The organism is Thermoplasmata archaeon, from assembly GCA_035532555.1.
GTDB lineage: Archaea > Thermoplasmatota > Thermoplasmata > Lutacidiplasmatales > UBA184 > Lutacidiplasma.
Window position 1 is genome coordinate 153,848 of sequence record DATKQS010000024.1, and the last position, 17,184, is coordinate 171,031.

Annotated in this window: 13 protein-coding genes; 8 read left to right on the forward strand and 5 right to left on the reverse strand. The window is 67.1% G+C overall.

Translation table 11 applies throughout. From position 1 onward, the window contains the following. The first annotated feature begins 6 nt into the window (after positions 1-6). The 4 genes from VMV28_07560 to gcvH all read left to right on the forward strand — a co-directional run bounded on the left by VMV28_07560 (position 7) and on the right by gcvH (position 5,920). Positions 7-1,047 (forward strand): alcohol dehydrogenase catalytic domain-containing protein, encoded by a 1,041-nt coding sequence (locus VMV28_07560; protein ID HUZ80453.1) that lies wholly within the window; start codon positions 7-9, stop codon positions 1,045-1,047. Between the two features lie 74 nt (positions 1,048-1,121). Continuing rightward, entirely contained in the window at positions 1,122-4,238 is a 3,117-nt protein-coding gene (locus tag VMV28_07565) for a zinc ribbon domain-containing protein (protein HUZ80454.1), read from the forward strand. 54 nt (positions 4,239-4,292) lie between these two features. Then, positions 4,293-5,525 carry an adenosylhomocysteinase gene (locus tag VMV28_07570; protein HUZ80455.1) on the forward strand — a complete coding sequence of 411 codons (1,233 nt, stop codon included), beginning with the start codon at positions 4,293-4,295 and terminating at the stop codon, positions 5,523-5,525. Continuing rightward, complete coding sequence (gcvH, locus tag VMV28_07575; protein HUZ80456.1) at positions 5,522-5,920, forward strand: glycine cleavage system protein GcvH; 399 nt, start codon at positions 5,522-5,524, stop codon at positions 5,918-5,920. Before VMV28_07570 ends, gcvH begins: the two co-directional genes overlap by 4 nt. A gap of 7 nt (positions 5,921-5,927) precedes the next feature. Here the strand turns inward: gcvH and VMV28_07580 are convergent, their stop codons facing one another. Then, complete coding sequence (locus VMV28_07580; GenBank protein ID HUZ80457.1) at positions 5,928-7,835, reverse strand: enoyl-CoA hydratase-related protein; 1,908 nt, start codon at positions 7,833-7,835, stop codon at positions 5,928-5,930. A 176-nt stretch (positions 7,836-8,011) separates the two neighbouring features. Between VMV28_07580 and VMV28_07585 the strand changes: the two genes are divergently transcribed. Further along, positions 8,012-8,893, forward strand: coding sequence for a GNAT family N-acetyltransferase (locus tag VMV28_07585; protein HUZ80458.1), 882 nt, complete (start codon positions 8,012-8,014; stop codon positions 8,891-8,893). On the opposite strand, the gene ppsA is transcribed toward VMV28_07585, so the two are convergent. Genes ppsA through VMV28_07600 form a run of 3 tightly spaced genes read right to left on the reverse strand, consistent with a single transcriptional unit; the run spans position 8,859 to position 13,572 of the window. Then, a complete protein-coding gene (ppsA, locus tag VMV28_07590; protein ID HUZ80459.1) occupies positions 8,859-11,207 on the reverse strand; it encodes a phosphoenolpyruvate synthase in 2,349 nt (782 codons plus the stop codon). The two genes, VMV28_07585 and ppsA, sit on opposite strands and share 35 nt — an antisense overlap. After that, positions 11,204-12,238, reverse strand: coding sequence for a class I SAM-dependent methyltransferase family protein (locus VMV28_07595; protein HUZ80460.1), 1,035 nt, complete (start codon positions 12,236-12,238; stop codon positions 11,204-11,206). Before VMV28_07595 ends, ppsA begins: the two co-directional genes overlap by 4 nt. Next, complete coding sequence (locus tag VMV28_07600; GenBank protein HUZ80461.1) at positions 12,235-13,572, reverse strand: alkaline phosphatase family protein; 1,338 nt, start codon at positions 13,570-13,572, stop codon at positions 12,235-12,237. The genes VMV28_07595 and VMV28_07600 overlap by 4 nt, the downstream gene beginning before the upstream one ends. A gap of 38 nt (positions 13,573-13,610) precedes the next feature. Between VMV28_07600 and VMV28_07605 the strand changes: the two genes are divergently transcribed. Further along, entirely contained in the window at positions 13,611-14,687 is a 1,077-nt protein-coding gene (locus VMV28_07605) for a hypothetical protein (protein HUZ80462.1), read from the forward strand. Positions 14,688-14,751: 64 nt separating this feature from the next. On the opposite strand, the gene VMV28_07610 is transcribed toward VMV28_07605, so the two are convergent. Next, a complete protein-coding gene (locus tag VMV28_07610) occupies positions 14,752-15,324 on the reverse strand; it encodes an archaellin/type IV pilin N-terminal domain-containing protein (GenBank protein ID HUZ80463.1) in 573 nt (190 codons plus the stop codon). A gap of 318 nt (positions 15,325-15,642) precedes the next feature. On the opposite strand from VMV28_07610, the gene VMV28_07615 reads away from it, so the two are divergent. Beyond that, positions 15,643-16,143: a hypothetical protein gene (locus VMV28_07615; protein HUZ80464.1), complete on the forward strand. Its 501-nt coding sequence runs from the start codon at positions 15,643-15,645 to the stop codon at positions 16,141-16,143. 39 nt (positions 16,144-16,182) lie between these two features. Beyond that, a complete protein-coding gene (locus VMV28_07620) occupies positions 16,183-17,100 on the forward strand; it encodes a hypothetical protein (GenBank protein ID HUZ80465.1) in 918 nt (305 codons plus the stop codon). The last annotated feature ends 84 nt before the right edge of the window (positions 17,101-17,184 follow it).

Below are 17,184 nucleotides of genomic sequence, written 5' to 3' on the forward strand. Positions count from 1 at the left end.
AGGACCATGCGCGGCTTCGGGTTTTCCGAGCACGGCGGGCTCGACCGGATCGGATTCGTGGAGATCCCCGAGCCCACTCCCGGTCCCGGCGAGGTTCGGATCCGCATCCGAGCGGCCGCATTCAACCGGCTGGACCGGTTCACGCTCGAGGGGATCCCGGGCGTCCCGATCGAACGCCCTCACGTGCTGGGCTCCGACGGATCCGGAATCGTCGACGCGCTCGGAGCCGGCGTCGACGACCTTGCTATCGGATCGAGCGTTCTGATCAATCCGGGGATCCCGGATGGGACGTGCGAGGCCTGCCGGGCCGGTGAGGAAGCCCTGTGCCGGGCCTATCGCATCCTCGGCGAGCACACGCAGGGAAGCGCCACGACGTTCGTCGTGGTCCCCCGCCGCAACGTGCACCCCAAGCCCGAGCGGCTCTCCTTCACGGACGCTGCCGCAGCTCCCCTCGTCTTCCAGACCGCGTGGCGGGCGCTCGCCACGGTCGGCGGCGTCCGCCCCGGGGACCGCGTGGCGATCATCGGTGCCGGTGGTGGAACCACCACCGCGGCCGTCCAGATCGCGAAGCTCTTGGGCGGGAACGTCGCCGTCGCCTCGCGGACGCTCGCGAAGGCGGAGCGGACGCGCGCGCTCGGCGCCGATGCGGCACTCTCCTTCGATGCCGACCACCCGCTCGACAAGGTCCTGTGGCAGTGGAGCGAGAAACGGGGCGTGGACGTGATCTTCGATTCGAACGGTGCCGCGACGGTCCCAAGATCCGTCCGCGCGCTGGCCCGCGGAGGACGCGTGGTCGTTATCGGCGCCACCGCCGGCCCGACGGTCGAGGTCGATCTCCGCACGCTGTTCTGGCGCCAGGCGTCGATCCGCGGCAGCACGATGGCCAACTTCCGCGAATTCAACGACGTGCTGGGCCACCTCGCTAGCGGACGGCTGAAACCCGTCGTCGATTCCGTCTTCCCCTTCGAGCAGGCACCCGAGGCGTTCCGCCGGTTCGACGGAGCGGATCTCTTCGGCAAGATCGTGGTCGAGAACCCCCAAACCTAGGCGCATCGACCGTCCGGGGCGCCCGGGGAACCCCAAAGGAAGGTCTCAAGGACCGCGGCATCCTCCAGATGGACGTGAGCCGTGTCCGACCTCCGCCCCGGTACGCCCGGTCGGGAGCTGCGAATGCCAGAAGTCTCGCCGTCGTAGCGCTCGGTGTTCTTCTCCTGGCCGGTTCCGCTCTGATCGCACCGGCCTCCCGCGCTCCGTCGAGCGTCATCCCGGGCTCGGGCGATTCCGGCTCGACCCTACTGATCGCGGGCGCCGCGCCTGCGTGCGGCACGTCTCCCTTTGCGCCGAACGACCTGATCGTGCGCCCGGGAGCCGAACCGTGCGTGTTCCAATCGTCGGGGCCGGGCACCACCTACACCCAATCTGGAAACGTCACCGTTCTCCCGGGTGGAGTTCTGATCATTCGGAACATCACGTTCTCGATCCAACAGTTCGTTTCGGACACGGGAACTCCGATGCAACGGCTCAGTCACATCTACTCGTTCCGCGACGAGGGAAGCGTGCAGTTTTGGAACGCGACCCTAACGACGGCGGCAACCGGCTCCGATCCGTACCTCAAACTTCATCTGAATATCACGGGCCAGATGACTGTCTGGAACTCGAGCTTCGAGTTTCCGGGCTGGATCGACGTATATGGCCCCAGCGCAAGCCTGACATTGAACGAGTCAACGATCGAGGCCAATCCCGCGGCGAACAGCACAGCGTACCAATCCCTCGGGCCGACTATCGTGGCGGATACATCGTACGCTCCATCGCTCTCAGCTCAGAATGGTGCTCAACTCATGCTATTGAACAGCACCTGCAAGGATGTTTACGCCGACGACACCCAGACCAGCGCCAACGGAATGCCAGGACCTCTTCCGCTCACCTCTACTCTGGCTTTCCAGATCAGTCCGGGATCAGGTAGGAGGGTGACCTCCTTCAGCACACCGACGGCGTCGATCAATCTCCTGCAAGACTGGTTGTATCCAACCGGAATCTACTCGGGATACGTCGAGATCACCTACACGTCGATAACTCAAGTATCGACGGTGATAACGGTTGACTACAACGGGACACCGTGGCCCCTCAATTCCATCAGCTTCGGCCCTGGATCAGAAGGAGCGACGGCGGTGATCCCACTCTCTTCAGCTCTCGTAGGTAGCATCAACCAGCTAGGTATGCTCCAGTACCTGAATCTGACTGGCGCCTTCGCGGGAACTTCCCCCGGGATCTCGATTGACTTCGGGGCTACTGCGTTCGGAACCGCCAATATCTCCGAGGTCGACCTGGTCCTCCTTCCTCGCCTGGTGTACGATTTCTCAGTCACCGGGGATGGTTCTAGACTTACCGCGGGGGATACCACTCTCGGAATCAATTGGAACCGTGCTCCGAGCTCGCCGGTCTCGCTCTCCTCTCCATACCCCTGGGATTCGAACAAGCTTCTCCTTGAGCATGGGGCAACTGCTCTCTTGGCCAGCCTAGTTATACCCACGCCGAACCCAGGCGCGTCTGCCACTTCTGCAATATTGCCGGATTCGTCTAGCAATGCATACTTGTTCCGGTGGGCAGCCTTTCCCGTCGCAGGTCGAGGAGGCATCCCGGTTCCCGACGCCCGCGCCCTCGCGTACTATGCAATAGGTGGCGGGGCTACCAACGCGACGGTCAACGCCCTCAATGACCTCGGCAGCAGCAACCGTATCCTGTGGGGGTACGTGCAATCGTGGGACTCTGCACACGGAATCTCGACGTATGGGGTGACATCCACGACCGACCCCGGTCCGGGCGTGGCTTTCCTGCTCCTCGTTTCGGTCAACGTCACTGCGGCTACGCTGCCATCCGGGGTGTTCCTCGGTTCATACAACGCAAAGATCGTCCCGCCGCTCACTGGGGTGGCGACCGCCTCGTTCTCGTTCTCCCTTACTCCGTATCCGCAGGGCCTCACCAACGCCTCGCCCGACCGTGCTCCGACGACCAGTTTCCCGGAATACGCGGCGGGACTCTCAATCGGAAGCTTGTCCTACACCGTCGACGGAGTCCCTTCGACGGCGACGGCCCACATCGGTCAGACGCTTGGCGTGCAGGTCCCCATTCGGAACACAGGCACGGCCCCGGTGGTAAACCTCTCGGCCACGATGGCCTACCAGTCGCCCTCGGGAGGAAGCATCGTGGTGTCGACCCTCCCCCTCACGAACGAGAGCATTCCGTCGAACGGGACGTTCACGATCGATCTCGCATGGAATCTCTCCGAGTCTGTGATCGGCGCCAACGGCGCGTTCTCGGCCACGCTCGCCTTCGCGCTCGTGTGGAACGGAGGATCATCGATCGGGGATGGAGGCTCGGCTGGAACCACGGCGCCGATCGGGATCCTGCCCTCCTACGTCCGGATCCTTACGTTCCAGGCGTATCCATCGACGCTCCGGGTCGACTCGAACTACACCAGCGTCGGCACCATTTCGTTCAACGGCTCCGGAAGAGCACTCATCGAACTGATCGCGACCCCCGCCGGCGGGGCTGGGTTCGTCCTAGCGGAGACGAACGCCTCGGCGGGAACGTTCAACCTCACACTTTCCTCGTCGCGATTGGTTGCGGGAGTCGTCTACACCCTTTCGATCGAGGCCACGTACAACACGGCTTCCGCTCCGGTGTACGGAGCGGCGGGCACCGTCTCCTTGGGCTCGGAGGCGTCGTCCGCATCTTCGTTCACCCTCTGGCTCGGGATCGCCATCGGAGTCGCGATCATCGTCGCGGTGCTGTTGCTGGTCCTGCTCCTGCGCCGGGGCCGGACGTCGGAAACGCGGGAGTGCGGAGAGTGCGGAACGCTGGTCGCGGCGGGAGAACAGACCTGCCCGCGGTGCGGCACTTGGTTCGAGACCAAGCCGGTCCCCTGCCCCAGCTGCGGAGCGGCGATCCCAGCCGACGTCGGGATCTGCCCCGAGTGCGCGACCGAGGCTCCGGACCGTCCCACCGTGGTCCAGGCGAGCGAAGGAGAGCGGCAAGCCTACGAGGAGTTCGTCAGTCACTACCGCGCCGCCGCGGCGGGGGAGCTCGGGGAGGATTACCCCGAGGCGGAGTTCTGGGCATGGTGGAAGCTGCAGCCGTCGTACTACAGCTTCCGCGCGTGGAGGAAGCGGGAGGAACGGGACTCCCACCCCGTCGATCCACCGGTCGAGCCCGAGCCCTCGGACGAGGAGCTTTTCTGAGGTCGGCCGTGCGACATCTTTAACGTGCGTCCGTCATGGATGCTCGACTTTCGCATGCCGGGGAATCTGGAGCGGGGACGCCAGAAGATCGAATGGGCCCGGACGCACATGGCCGTCCTCGAAGGGATCCGCCGACGCTTCGAAGTCGAGAAGCCGTTCCAGGGGCTCACGCTCTCCGCCGTCCTCCACGTCGAGGCGAAGACCGCCGCACTCGCGCTCGCCTTCCAGGCCGGGGGCGCCGAGGTCCACCTCGCCGCCGGAAACCCCCTCTCCACCGATGACGACCCCGTGGCGGCGTTGGTCGATGCGGGGATCGATACCCACGCCGTGAAGGGTGAGTCGATCGCGGAGTACAACGCGGGGATCGCGGCGATGCTGGAAGCTGACCCCGATATCATCGTCGACGATGGGGCCGATCTGGTCGCGCTGGTTCACACGAAGCGGAAGGACGCCGGGCGCGTTCGGGGTTCGACCGAGGAGACCACGACCGGGATCACGCGCCTGCGCGCGCTCGAGAAGTCCGGCAAGCTCCTCTTCCCGGCGATCGACGTCAACGACGCCGAGATGAAGCATCTCTTCGACAATCGGTACGGAACGGGCCAATCCACGATCGATGGCATCCTCAGCGCGACGAACCTCCTCATCGCGGGGCGAGTCGCGGTCGTCGCCGGATACGGTTGGTGCGGCAAGGGGATCGCCGCGCGGCTCCGCGGCATGGGGGCCGACGTCATCGTGACCGAGATCGACCCGGTCCGGGCGCTCGAAGCGCGGATGGACGGCTTCCGCGTGCAGCGCATGTTGGATGCCGCGACGCACGCCGATATGATCGTGACCGTGACGGGCAGCACGGGCATCGTGGGGACCGAGCACTTCCGGGTGATCAAGGATGGATGCATCCTCGCCAACTCCGGCCACTTCGACGTCGAGGTCTCCCGGACCGATCTGGAGGGAGTCGCTATCTCCCACCGCCCCGTGCGCCCGCACGTGGAGGAGTACGCATTCGCGGACGGACGGAAGGTCTACCTCCTCGGGGAAGGACGCCTGGTCAACCTCGCGGCCGGCCAGGGCCACCCGGTCGAGATCATGGACCTTTCCTTCGCCCTGCAGGCGCTGAGCGCCGAGCACATCGCGAAGCACGGCCGCTCGATGAGCCGCAAGGTGCACGCGGTGCCCACCGAACTGGACCGAGAGGTGGCACGCGCCGCCCTCGCGCCGTTCGGCATCCAGATCGATGAGCGCACGGACGCGCAACGGGACTACGCCGCAAGTTGGGAACTAGGAACATGACACCAGAAGCGAAAACGCCCGAGGAGCTGCGCTACACGAAGACCCACGAGTGGGTTCGGATCGAAGGCGATCAGGCAACGATCGGCATCACCGACCACGCCCAGGGCGAGCTCACCGACATCGTGTACGTGGATCTTCCCGCGGTCGGTAAGCCGGTAAGGGCCGGAGCCTCCGCGCTCGTCCTCGAGTCCGTCAAGACCGTCGCCGACATCTATGCCCCGGGGGACGGACGGATCAGCGCCGTGAACACGGCCTTGAAGACCGACCCGGGCCTGATCAACAAGGACCCGTACGGCCAGGGGTGGATTCTCCGCATCCAGCTCGACCGCCCGATCCCGCCCGAAGCGCTCCTCGACGCGGCCGCCTACCGCGCGCTCGCCGCGTCGCACGCCTAGCGGCGGATCACTTGCCCTCGAATTTGGGGGGGCGCCGCTCCAGGAACGCACGCATCCCTTCGGTGCGGTCGCGCGTGCCGAACGTGTGGCCGGCCGATTGGCCCTCGAGGTAGAGGGCCGCGGAGAGCGGTGCGTCCATGCCATCGTCGATCACTCGTTTGATCCAACGCACCCCGAGCGGTGCGCGGCTCGCGATCGTCTCGGCGAGCTTCTGGGTCTCCTCCCGGGCCGTGTCCGCGGGATAGACCTGCGCGACGAAGCCGAGGCGAAGGGCTTCCTCCGCCCCCACGGGAATCCCCGTGTAGATCAGCCACTTGGTCTTCGCCCTGCCGATGAGACGGGTGAGTCGCGAGGCTCCCCCCATGCCGGGGTGGATCCCGACCGTCACCTCGGGAAGCCCAAGCTGGGCACCTTGCGCCGCGACGATGAAGTCGGCTGCCAGCGCGAGCTCGAGACCCCCCCCGAGCGCGTATCCCTCGACCAGCGCGATCACGGGCCCCGGGAACGCTTCGACACGGCGCGCGGCGCGCTGACCGATGTAGCCGAACTCGACGCCCTCGGAGAGGCTCTTGCGCTCCATCTCGGCGATGTCCGCACCGGCCGCGAACACTGGGGAGGAGCCGGCGAGGACGACCGCCCGGACCTTCGGATCGGACTCGAGGCCGTGGAACGCACGTTCGATCTGCTCCAGGAGATCGGAGTTGAGGGAGTTGAGCACCTCCGGTCGGTCGAGCAGGACCCATGCGACCGGACCACGATGTTCGACCCGTACGTAGCGCATCGGCCAGCGAGTATCGCCCGCCGCGGCCCGCCGTCGCAGTTCCGCAGAGATCGGGAAGGCGTCGCCCCACCGCTTTGCATACTGCTCGACCAGGCGCAGTCCCTCGGGGATGCCGATCGACGAGAGCTGGGCGAACGGTCCCCAGGCCCGACGCAGTCCGACCGTCGCGCCTCGATCGGTCGCCTCGGGCGTGGCGACGGCCTCCTCGACGAGCCGGGTCGCGATCCCTATCGTCAGGCCGAGGAAGCGCTCGCGTGCTGCGGTCTTGTGCTGAGGCTCGACCGCCGTCTCCTTCCACGCCCAGGGCGTGCCCGAGCGGAGCTGCTCCTCGAGGCGACGGGACGGCGCGTAGGCCGCTCCGAAGGCGGCGTGCAGCGACTCTTGCGAATGCGCCGCGATCGGGATCCCGGTCACGTTCATCAGCTCGAAAGGGCCGAGGGTGGCCCCGAACAGCTCGCGCCCGACCTCTTCGATCGTCGCGAGGCTCGCCACGCCCTCTTCCGCGAGACGCGCGGCCTCGTTCAGGTACGGGACGAAGTAGCGGTTGACCGCGAAGCCGGCTCGGTCCGCGACGCGGATCGGCACCTTGCGCGTGAGGTAGGCGAACTGCTCGAGCGCGTCCAGGACCCCGGGGTCGGTGGACTCCCCACCGATCACCTCGAGGAGCTTGTTGATTGCGGCGGGGAAGAAGAAGTGCAGGCCCGCGAAGCGCTCCGGGTGCGGGGAGCCCCGGGAGAGCTCGGTCACGGAGAGCGAGGAGGTGTTCGTCGCGACGAGCGCCTGGGCCGTTACGAGCGGACCGAGCTCGCCGAGGAGCTTCGCCTTGACCCCTCGGTCCTCGAACACGGCCTCGATCACGAGGGCGGCCCCGTCGACCGCGGCACGAAGATCGGTCGTGAACGAGATGCGGCCGAGGATCTCCTCGCGCCGGGCCGGCGTTAGCTTCTTGCGTTGGATCGCGCCCGCGAGCATCTTCTCGATGAGGCCGCGGCCGCGCTCGAGCATCGGCGCATCGACGTCCCGAACCCGGACCGTGAAACCGGATTGGGCGCACGTTTGCGCGATCCCGCTGCCCATGTTGCCGGCGCCGATGACGGCGATCACCGCGGGCGGTCGGACCGATGGGATCTCCATGAACGAAGGTGCCTCTGGCCCGCGTCAGGAATGGGGTGTATTTACAGTTCGGGCCGTCTCGCCTCGGAAGGAGCTCGGGGCCCGGCATCGGCGCCGAGGGCCGCACCTCCGGTGGGTATCGGGGGTCGGGCCGCGCGTCCTCCACAAGTTAAGGGGGGCGGCGCTCCGGGGGTACGATGGCCACCTTAGAGGACGAGCGGGCAGCGGACGCCGCGCTCGAGACCGAAGCGCAGCTCGTCTTGACGCTGGGGGGATACGCGCTCGAGCTCGCCGGTGCCCGGCTCGTCACGAACGAGCACGTAGCCGTCCCCCGGTTCAACTTCGTGCAGGAGCTCGGCATCGCACGGGAGCGCCAGACGGCGTTCTTCGAGCGCGCGCTGGATCACTACTTCCAGCGCGCCCTCCGTCCGACCTTCCGCGTCCCCGTTCCCGTCCCCGCGTACCTGGACACCAACCTGCGCCGGCTCGGGTTCCAAGCCCGGCCCGAGCCCCTGACGGTCCTCGTGGGGGAGCCCCGGGCAACGCGCGCGAGTCGAGGACCGACCCGGGTGCGGATCGCGAAGGAGTCCGAACTCGACCGGGTGGCCGCGTTCTGGACCTCCGAGCGAGAGCGACCCGAGTTCGCCGCGGCCCTATCGGTCGCGATCCACCACCCGAACCCGCACGAGCGCCTGGTTCCGGTCCTGGCCGAGCTCTCCGGCGCGCCGGTCGGCGCCGCCCTCCTCTATCGCTACCGGAACATGGCCGGGATCTTCGGGGTCACGACGCAGCCCGAGGCACGGGGACGTGGCGTGGCCAGCGATCTCACCGGCTGGGTCGTGGCGGAGGAAATCGCCGGGCCTGGCTGCCCGTACTTCGTCCTCGCCGATTCCGCCCGACTGGAAGAGCGGCTCGTGACCCTCGGTTTCCATCCCGTTCGCACCTTCCGCGAGTACGAGCTCGCGTCGGAGATCTCCCTCGCATTGCCCTCCCCCGGGGCTCCCGGAACTCCTCGATGGAGGCCCCCGCGTGCTCCGCCAACGGTCACTCGTTCGGACGGCGCAGGCTCTCGAGCTTGAGTCGCTGCTCGAGCGAGGCGATCGTACGGATGGTCGGGATCACCGTGTCCGCGTTGAGGGAGATCGAGTCGATCCCCTGACGGACCAGGAACTCGGCGAACTCGGGGTAGACGCTCGGGCCCTGCCCGCAGATCCCCACGGTCCGACCCTCGGCGTGGGCCCCCTCGATCAGGAGCTCGATCGCGCGCAGCACCGCCGGGTCGCGCTCGTCGAAGTATCCCATCCGGCCCAGCGTCTCCGAATCGCGGTCGGCCCCGAGCACGAGTTGAGTAAGGTCGTTCGAGCCGATGGAGAACCCATCGCAATGCTTGGAGAACTCGCGAGCGAGGAGGACGGTGGACGGGACCTCCGCCATCAGATAGAGCTGGAAGTCCCGGGACCGCCGCAGGCCGGCCTCGCGCATCATCGTCGCGATCTCTTCGAGCTCCCAGGTGTTCCGGACGAACGGCAGCATCACATGGGCGTTCTTCAAACCCATCTCGGTCCGGATGCGATGGATCGCCTCGAGCTCGCACAGGAACGCCGGTCGGTAGACCGGCGAGATGTACCGAGAGCAGCCGCGCCAGCCGATCATCGGGTTCTCTTCGACCGGTTCGTAGGCCTCTCCGCCGGGCATCCCGCGGTACTCGTTCGTCTTGAAGTCGGAGGTCCGGATGATCACCGGGCGCGGGTAGAACGCCTGGCAGACCTTGGCGAGCCCGTCGGCGAGCCGGCGGACGAGCTCCTCCTTGCGGCCCTCCTTCAGGAGCTTGAGCGGGTGCTCGCGAACGTGGGCCGTGAAGATGAACTCGATGCGCAACAGGCCGACGCCATTCACCGGGAGCTGAGCGTACTCCGCCGCCTTTTCCGGTACGCCGACGTTCACGTAGATCTTCGTGGCGGTGACGGGAGAGGCGTGTCCTCCCATGCCCAGCACGCTCGCCGCCGGTGTCGGAGCCGGGGCGGCGCGCCGCCCGCGGTAGACCTGACCGGTCTTTCCGTCCACCGTGACCTCGGTCCCGTCGACGATCGTGTGGGTCGCGGTCCGCGTCCCGACGACGCACGGGACACCGAGCTCGCGCGAGACGATGGCTGCGTGACAGGTCATCCCGCCCTCGTCCGTGACGATCGCGGCCGCATGGGCCATCGCGGGCACCATGTCCGGCGTCGTCATCGACGTGACGAGCACCTCACCGGGGCGTAGCTTCTCCATGTCGGCCGCGCCCTGGAGGATCCGCGCGACGCCGCTCGCGACCCCGGGGCTCGCTCCGAATCCGCGCAGGATCGCGGCCTCGGGCTCGGGTGCGGCCTCGATCGGAGCGGCTTGCGCCTGGCCGGGGGAGGGAGCCTTTGCGGCTCCCGCGCTCCGGGCCTCCTTGTTCGGTATCGTGGTCACGGGACGGGCTTGGACAATATAGAGAGCGTGGGCGTCGGCGCACCACTCCACATCCATCGGCCGCCGATAGTGCGACTCGATGACGCGGGCGAGCGACGCGAGCCGGAGGATCCGCTCGTCCGAGAGCTTTTGCACGTTCTGCTCGGCGGCCGGGATCGCCTCGTGCCGGTTCCCGCCCCCCTCCGCGCGGACGATGCGCACGCGCTGTTCGGAGATCAGTTTCTGGACCACCTGCTGGCTGATGCCGTCGATGACGTAGTGGTCGGGCGTGACCTCGCCGCCGACGATCGCTTCCCCGAGGCCCCAGCCGGCCTCGATGATCATGTGGTTCTCACCGGTGTTCGGGTCCCGGGTGAACAGGATCCCGCTGACAGTGGATTCGACCATCTTCTGGATGAGCACCGCGAGCTTCACGTCGGCGTGCTCGAAGCCCTTCCGACCGCGGTAGGAGATGACACGCGGGGTGAAGACCGAGCTCCAGCAGCGGCGGATCGCATCCAGGATCGCTTCCGTACCCCCCACGTTGAGATACGTGTCCTGGAGTCCGGCGAACGACGCGCCTTCGAGATCCTCCGCGGTGGCGCTCGAGCGGACGGCAGAGAAGCGCACGAGGTGCTCGCGGGCGAACGACTCGTACGCCTCCACGATCTCCCGGCGGAGTTCCGGGGGGAACTCGGTCCGGTCGAACGCCGCGCGGATGCGTTGGGATGCGGTCTCCACGCTGTCCGACTTCGACACGTCGAGCTGACCGAGCGCCGTCGCGATCTCCTTGCGCAAGGTCGGGATCGCCACGAAGCTGGAGTACGCGTCGGTCGTCACCACGAACCCCGGGGGTACCGGAAGCCCTTCGCGGACCACCTCCCCGAGCTTGCTCGCTTTGCCCCCGACGAGCGCGTGGTCGCGCTCGGAGACGTCCGCGAGCGCGACGATGTTCCTCATACATCCTCCGTGGGGTCGGCCCGTACGAACTGGAAGGCGACGAGGTCGTCCTGCGGGGAATACGGGTGCACGACGTGCTGATCGATCAAGCTCCAGTGGGCGCGACCGCCGATGCGATTCACCAGATCCTCCGCGCGCACGTCCGCGCCTTCGCGGGCCGTCACTTCGTAGTAGTGTACGACTCCGCCGGGACGGACGATCGTTCCTACCGAGGGTAGATACTTAATCCCTTCGTGAGGGAGATTCAGGATGGCGCGATCGACGGGTCTCGCCGAGGAGAGAAAGGCGGCTACGTCGGCTTCGATGGGCTCCACTCGATCGGCGTAGGGGTAGCGCGAGAGGGTTGAGCGCAAGAGCGCGATCGCGGCGGGGTTGGAATCGACGGCCGTGATCCGACGCGCGCGGCCGTCTCGGGCGAGCGTGACGGCGAACGGTCCGATGCCGCAGCACAGGTCGTCCACCTCCTCGCCTGCTTCGACATCCTCCGCTACGCGCGCGTGCTCGCGGGCGAGGCGGGGAGAGAAGTAGGCCCGTTCCAGATCGATGTCGAAGGCGATCCCGTTCTCCCGATGGATCGTCCGGAAATCCCCCGCGCCGGCAAGCGGGACCAGCCGTCGACGCCGCTCCGTCCCGTGGACCCCGTGGTCCGCCCCGACGATCCGAGCCCCGGGAACGAATCGCAAGAGCGCCTCTCCGATGTCGGGGCCCCACCTCTCCAATTCGGGAGGAATGCGGATCAGCACGACATCTCCGACGATATCGAACGAGCGAGGCAGGAGCTCCCGCTCGGTCGCAGGCAGCTGGACGAGGTCGCGGTATTCGCGCGCGTGAGGCACCGTGAACGGCTCGAACTCTCTCTCGCTCGCCTCGCCGAACCCCGAGGGGATCTCGGCGCCCTCGACGACCGGTAGAACGATCCACTCCCCGTCGCGCAGAATGCGCAGATCCATGCGCAACGCCCCGAGACGCATGAGCTCGAGGCGCGCCTGCTCGCCGTGGATGCGAGGGACGACGAGCGCCCGGCTCTTCATTCAGGTCGACCGTCCGGCCCGTCGAAGAGCAGCGGCAACACTTCGCGGCCGGCGAGGGTGCCCAGGGCGCCTCGAGCCGCGCTCGCCTCACCGAACTTCGGTCGCTCAGGTCCTCCCGGAGCGGGGGTGATCCCGGCCCCGAAGAGGAGCAACGGCACCGGGTCGTCCGAGTGGCCCTTCAGAACGACGGGAGTCGCATGATCCGCCGTGACAGCGATCCGAACGTGCCGTAGATCGAGCCCGTCGAGGAAGGGCCCGAAGAACGATCGATCGATCGCCTCGATGATCTCCTGCTTGAGCCGACCGTCTCCGTCGTGGCCGGGCTCGTCGGGACCCTTGAGGTGCACGTACACGAAGGGGAATGCGTCGAGGGCGGCCCGCGTCGCGGCCGCACGCTCTCGGTACCCCTCGTCCCGGTCGAGCCCCATCGGTCCGAGGTACCGATCTTCGAGGTGGAGGACGCGTGCGATCCCCCGCTCCACTGGCATCTCCGTGACGGCAGCTCCCGCTCGGCCGTACTTCGCGGAGAACGTCGGCGGCGGAGTCGATGCGAGGGACCCTGCGTTCCGCACGAGGAGACCGTTGGCGACCTTGGCCCCGGCTCGGGCGCGTCGCGTGTTGACCGGATCGTCGGCGAGCGCCGCTCGGGCACGTTCCAGGAACAGATTCGTCGCGCGAGCCGTTCGCACCGCTTCGGGGGACCCGTCGAGGGGCTCGACGCTCGGCACATGAAGGTCGGTGGCCTTTCGCGCCTGGCCCATGCCCCCAATCTTCTCGTAGAAGGGATCCGCGTTGGAGACATCGGCCGAGAGGGGACCGACGCGGGTCGATCTCAACCAGAGCACTCCCCGGTGCCCGACGGTCGCGTGAACTTCGGCCCGGATCCCCTCCGTGGCCAACAGGTCCCGAGCGGTGAGCATTCGGGCGAGCTCGATCGCCTCCAGCGTGGCGAGCGACCGGCCGACTCGGGAATCCAGGATCCGCCCGTCCGGGCCGAGGGTTGCAAAGTTCAGGCGGAACGCCACGTCCCCCGGTGCGAGGTCGATGCCGGCCCCTTCGGCCTCGAGGACGCCGCGCCCGGGGGAGTCGCGTACCGGATCGTACCCGAGGAGCGCGAAGACCCCCGCGTCGGACTCGGGTGCGATCCCGGGACCGAGCACCACGACCTGGCCCAGCTGGCCGATCGTGCACGCGTGATCGAGCTGCGGCGTGAACGCCGACTCGGTCGGAGTACGACCGCCGTTCTCGGGAATCGGGCGGTCGGCAAGGCCGTCCAGGATCACGAGCGCGTAGCGGATGGAGGAAATCCGTGCGAGGGGATCTGCTTCCTGCATCGTCTTAATAAACGCACGGCGGACTATCGTGCCGTTCCGTGCAGCCGGGTCGCGCCGTTAAGAGTTTCCTGAGAACCCGTCTGGGGTTCATCCTCCTCATTCTCCTCGCAATCGCCGTCGTCGTCGTCACGTACACGTACATCGGCGGCCCGCTGCTCGCCATCGTTGCGATGCTCGTCTTCGGGCTCGGTCTCCCGATCTGGGTCGGAACGAGCCGCCCCCGCACCCTCGCGATCATGGGAATCGTGATCCTCGTCGTGAGCGCCCCGATCATCACGGTCATCGAGACCGGCGCGATCCTGACCCCGACCTCGGCCGCATCTTCCTCCACCAACCTACCGCACGGCAACGGAGGAGCCGTCCTCCAGAACGCCGCTGTCTCGCCGTTCGTTTCGGCCTCCGGCTCGACGTTCACCTGGAACGTATCGCTCTACCCGAAGTACCTCCCGCCTCAATCGAGCCGTGCGTTGTGGCTCGATCTGTTCATCAGTACCTGTCCCGGTGCGACCGGGACGACCTCCCCGAACTGCGCCGGCGGCTACACCTTCTACCTCTTGAACCGCACGCTGCCCGGCGGTCTCACGAACGGCACGGTCGAATCCTTCACGGACCAGCTCAACGGGACCAACATCTGGTCCTGGCAGATGGCGGTCGCATTCCACAACGTCACGACCGGGAATCTGACCTGGACGTTCCTGATCGGGGACCCGACGTACAACGGGATCGAGGGACCCATCACGGGGAACTACTGGAGCACCTACGGCCTCCTCATCGGAACGATCTACGAGGCCGTGCTGTTCTACCTTGGGCTCGTTTTCTTCATCGCGCTGCTCATCTACATGGTCTTCAAGAACCGCAAGCGCAAGCGCCTGGATCAGGCCGCGCGCGCGAACCCGCCGCCTCCCATCGATGCCGACGCCTCGGCCGCTGCGTCCCCCTCGGCACCCGCGCCCGCCCTTCCTCCCCCGGCGCTGACTCCGGTCGCCGAGGCGGCCTGCCCCAACTGTGCGGCGGTCGTCTACCCGGGAGAGAAGGTCTGCTGGAAGTGCGGAACGAAGCTCACGTCGCCCCCACCCTCGGGCGGATCTCCCCTTCCGTCCGCTCCAAAGGGCTAGACGAAACGGCGAACGCCGGCTCCGGGGAGCGGACTGGGTGGTTGGAGCCGGCCCGATCTCGACTCTACGAGAGCGTCGTGTAGATCGAATCGTACCAGGTACCCTGACCGGTCGCGTACAGGATGTTCCCGCCGGGCTGCCCGTGCGCCGAACCGGTGTCGATCCACAGCGTCATCGCAAGGGTCAATGCATTGTCCGTCGAGTATCCCGGACCTGCGGTCCATCCCGTGCTCGATCCGGCCTGGGGACCGGGAGCGTACGCCACGAGATGATTGGATGCGTCGATGAACGTGAAGTTCCAACTCGTGGTCGAGACGGTGAGGCCGCTTGCGTTTTGCACGTAGAGGCTGAATGAGGAGGGCGCCACACCGTGGTCCGCGGTCTGGATCTGGACCGCCCAGCAGTAGTCGCCTGCCGCGCAGCCGATTTGCCCGACGGCCGGCTGATGCACGGTCGAAGTGCCGAACGCGAAGTTAGACTGTAACGGCGTACCCGAGTGTCCGAGGAGCGGAATCAGGAGCGTGTAGAGCACCCCAGCGATGATCACGGTAATCGCGACCAGGAGGATCGTGGCGATGATCGGGGAGACTCCACGCCGGCCGCGTCGCAACCGCCTTCGACGGATCCGTGGGTTCATGACTTCCTACTTCCGAGCAAACCGGGGCTCTTCGGCACCGGACGACCCCCTCCCGCATTTGAAGCTTGAGCCCGAGTGGTCGGCCCATATGGGACGCCGTCATGCGAACGAGTCGGTCGGTACCACGTCCGGTGCGGCCCGGAGGCCGTGAACCGCGAGACGGTTATACACGCGGAGAACGGAGAAGTTGCCCGTTCGACCGGGCATGTAATCCGTTTGACACGTCAGAGGCGGCGCGATCGGACCTAGTAGGCTCGTTACTGAGGCAGCGCGCGACGCATGTTTAAGTAGCTGAAAATGTGTTCATTTGGCGCAGTCGTGTTCGACAACGTTTCAAAGCGGGGAAACGGTCGCTCTCGCGAGCGGACGTCTCCCCCGAAGGACCCGGAGGAAGCGCGCATCGCCCTACGGTGCAACCGCAAGGAGCTCGAGCTGCTCGACTCGTTCGTCGCGGACGGCGAGTTCGAGAGCCGCTCGGAGCTCGTGCGGGGGGCGCTGCACGCCTTTCTTCGCGCCCGAGCGCTGTCGGCCGCACCGACCCCCCGCGTGGATTCGGAGGGCCTCATGGAGGTCCCCGTCCGCCTGCGCCCCGACGAGGTAGCGACCTGGGAAGCATACGCCAAAACCATCGCCAATGGCCGACCCGTGGCGGATCTCTTAGCCGAGGCCGTCCGCCACTACGAGCACAAGCACGAACTGGTCGACCTCGCGAAGCACGGGCGGGAGCGGGTTCGAGACGCCGTGGACAGCCGAGCCAAGGTGCATGCGCTCGGCGAGAGCGGCCGCGACCTCGAACGGAAGGGGATGGTCGGTCGGTAAGACGTGGTCAGCGGGGTTCGAGCGCGATGCAGAACAGGGGTGGGGGCGACGTACGAGACGGAGCAGCGAGCAATCGACGAGCATAACCCGGCGCTGGGGAACGGCGCCGTGGACACGAGCGACGGTCCGGAGGGCTGGCGGTTGGGCCACGACATCCGGTTCGTCCTGGTCGCGGTCGGCGGGGGCGGAGTTCGGATCGGGCGCGAGGTCGCCCGACGCAGGATCCGGCACCTGGAGACCGTCGCCATCAACTGCGATCCCAAGGTCCAAGGGTTCGACGAGTTCGACCGTCGGATCTATCTAGGCCCCGAAACCGGCGAAGAGATCGACACGGGAGGTTCGGCGTTCATCGGCGGCGTCCTCGCGCGCGCGGCGGAGCCCGCGCTCGAACGTCTGTTCGATGGCGCGACGTTCGTGGTCATCCTCGGCAGCCTTGGAGGCGGTGCCGGGAGCGGCGCGCTCCCCCACGTCCTCGAGGTCGCCAGCCGGCACGGGCACCTCGTCAGCACGTTCGTCGTCAAGCCGTTCCGCTGCGAGGGCGAGCGCCGGGCGCTCGCCGAGCGCGCGGTCGGCCGTCTCCAGATGGTCCAGTCGTTCGTGGAGAAGCAGAACCGCGGACGCGCGACCCTCAAGGTCCTGGACAATGAATCGCTCGTCCACACCTTCGGGCCCGTCGCGTTCACCAAGGTCGCCGGCTACTGGGCCGATGTGGTCTCCGAACACATCCAGTCCTCAATCATCGGCGAATTCGAATCCGCGATCACCGCGAACTGGACGTCGTCGGCCGTGGTGCCGTCCGAGCTCTCGAGCCCCGTGGTCCGTTCGACCGACCCGACCCCGACCGGGGTGACCCCTCCGTCGCTCCCCAGCCCTCTTCCCGCGGCGGATGCGTCGCCTCTCGAGGCCGGCCTCACGATCGAGATCGTCACCGAGATGCGTCCGCGGGAGCTCCGCTAGGGCACTCTACCGCTCCGCCCGGTCGCCGGCCGGTTGACACCCCGGCCGGCGACCACAACCTTATAATCGGCACTGCATCGAAGT

What these genes read in the sequence shown, in the direction of transcription:
- VMV28_07560 (HUZ80453.1), top strand. Translation starts at nt 7, where the DNA reads ATGCGCGGCTTCGGGTTTTCCGAGCACGGCGGGCTCGACCGGATCGGA.
- VMV28_07570 (HUZ80455.1), top strand. Translation starts at nt 4,293, where the DNA reads ATGCCGGGGAATCTGGAGCGGGGACGCCAGAAGATCGAATGGGCCCGG.
- gcvH (HUZ80456.1), top strand. Translation starts at nt 5,522, where the DNA reads ATGACACCAGAAGCGAAAACGCCCGAGGAGCTGCGCTACACGAAGACC.
- VMV28_07580 (HUZ80457.1), bottom strand. Translation starts at nt 7,835, where the DNA reads ATGGAGATCCCATCGGTCCGACCGCCCGCGGTGATCGCCGTCATCGGC.
- VMV28_07585 (HUZ80458.1), top strand. Translation starts at nt 8,012, where the DNA reads ATGGCCACCTTAGAGGACGAGCGGGCAGCGGACGCCGCGCTCGAGACC.
- ppsA (HUZ80459.1), bottom strand. Translation starts at nt 11,207, where the DNA reads ATGAGGAACATCGTCGCGCTCGCGGACGTCTCCGAGCGCGACCACGCG.
- VMV28_07595 (HUZ80460.1), bottom strand. Translation starts at nt 12,238, where the DNA reads ATGAAGAGCCGGGCGCTCGTCGTCCCTCGCATCCACGGCGAGCAGGCG.
- VMV28_07600 (HUZ80461.1), bottom strand. Translation starts at nt 13,572, where the DNA reads ATGCAGGAAGCAGATCCCCTCGCACGGATTTCCTCCATCCGCTACGCG.
- VMV28_07610 (HUZ80463.1), bottom strand. Translation starts at nt 15,324, where the DNA reads ATGAACCCACGGATCCGTCGAAGGCGGTTGCGACGCGGCCGGCGTGGA.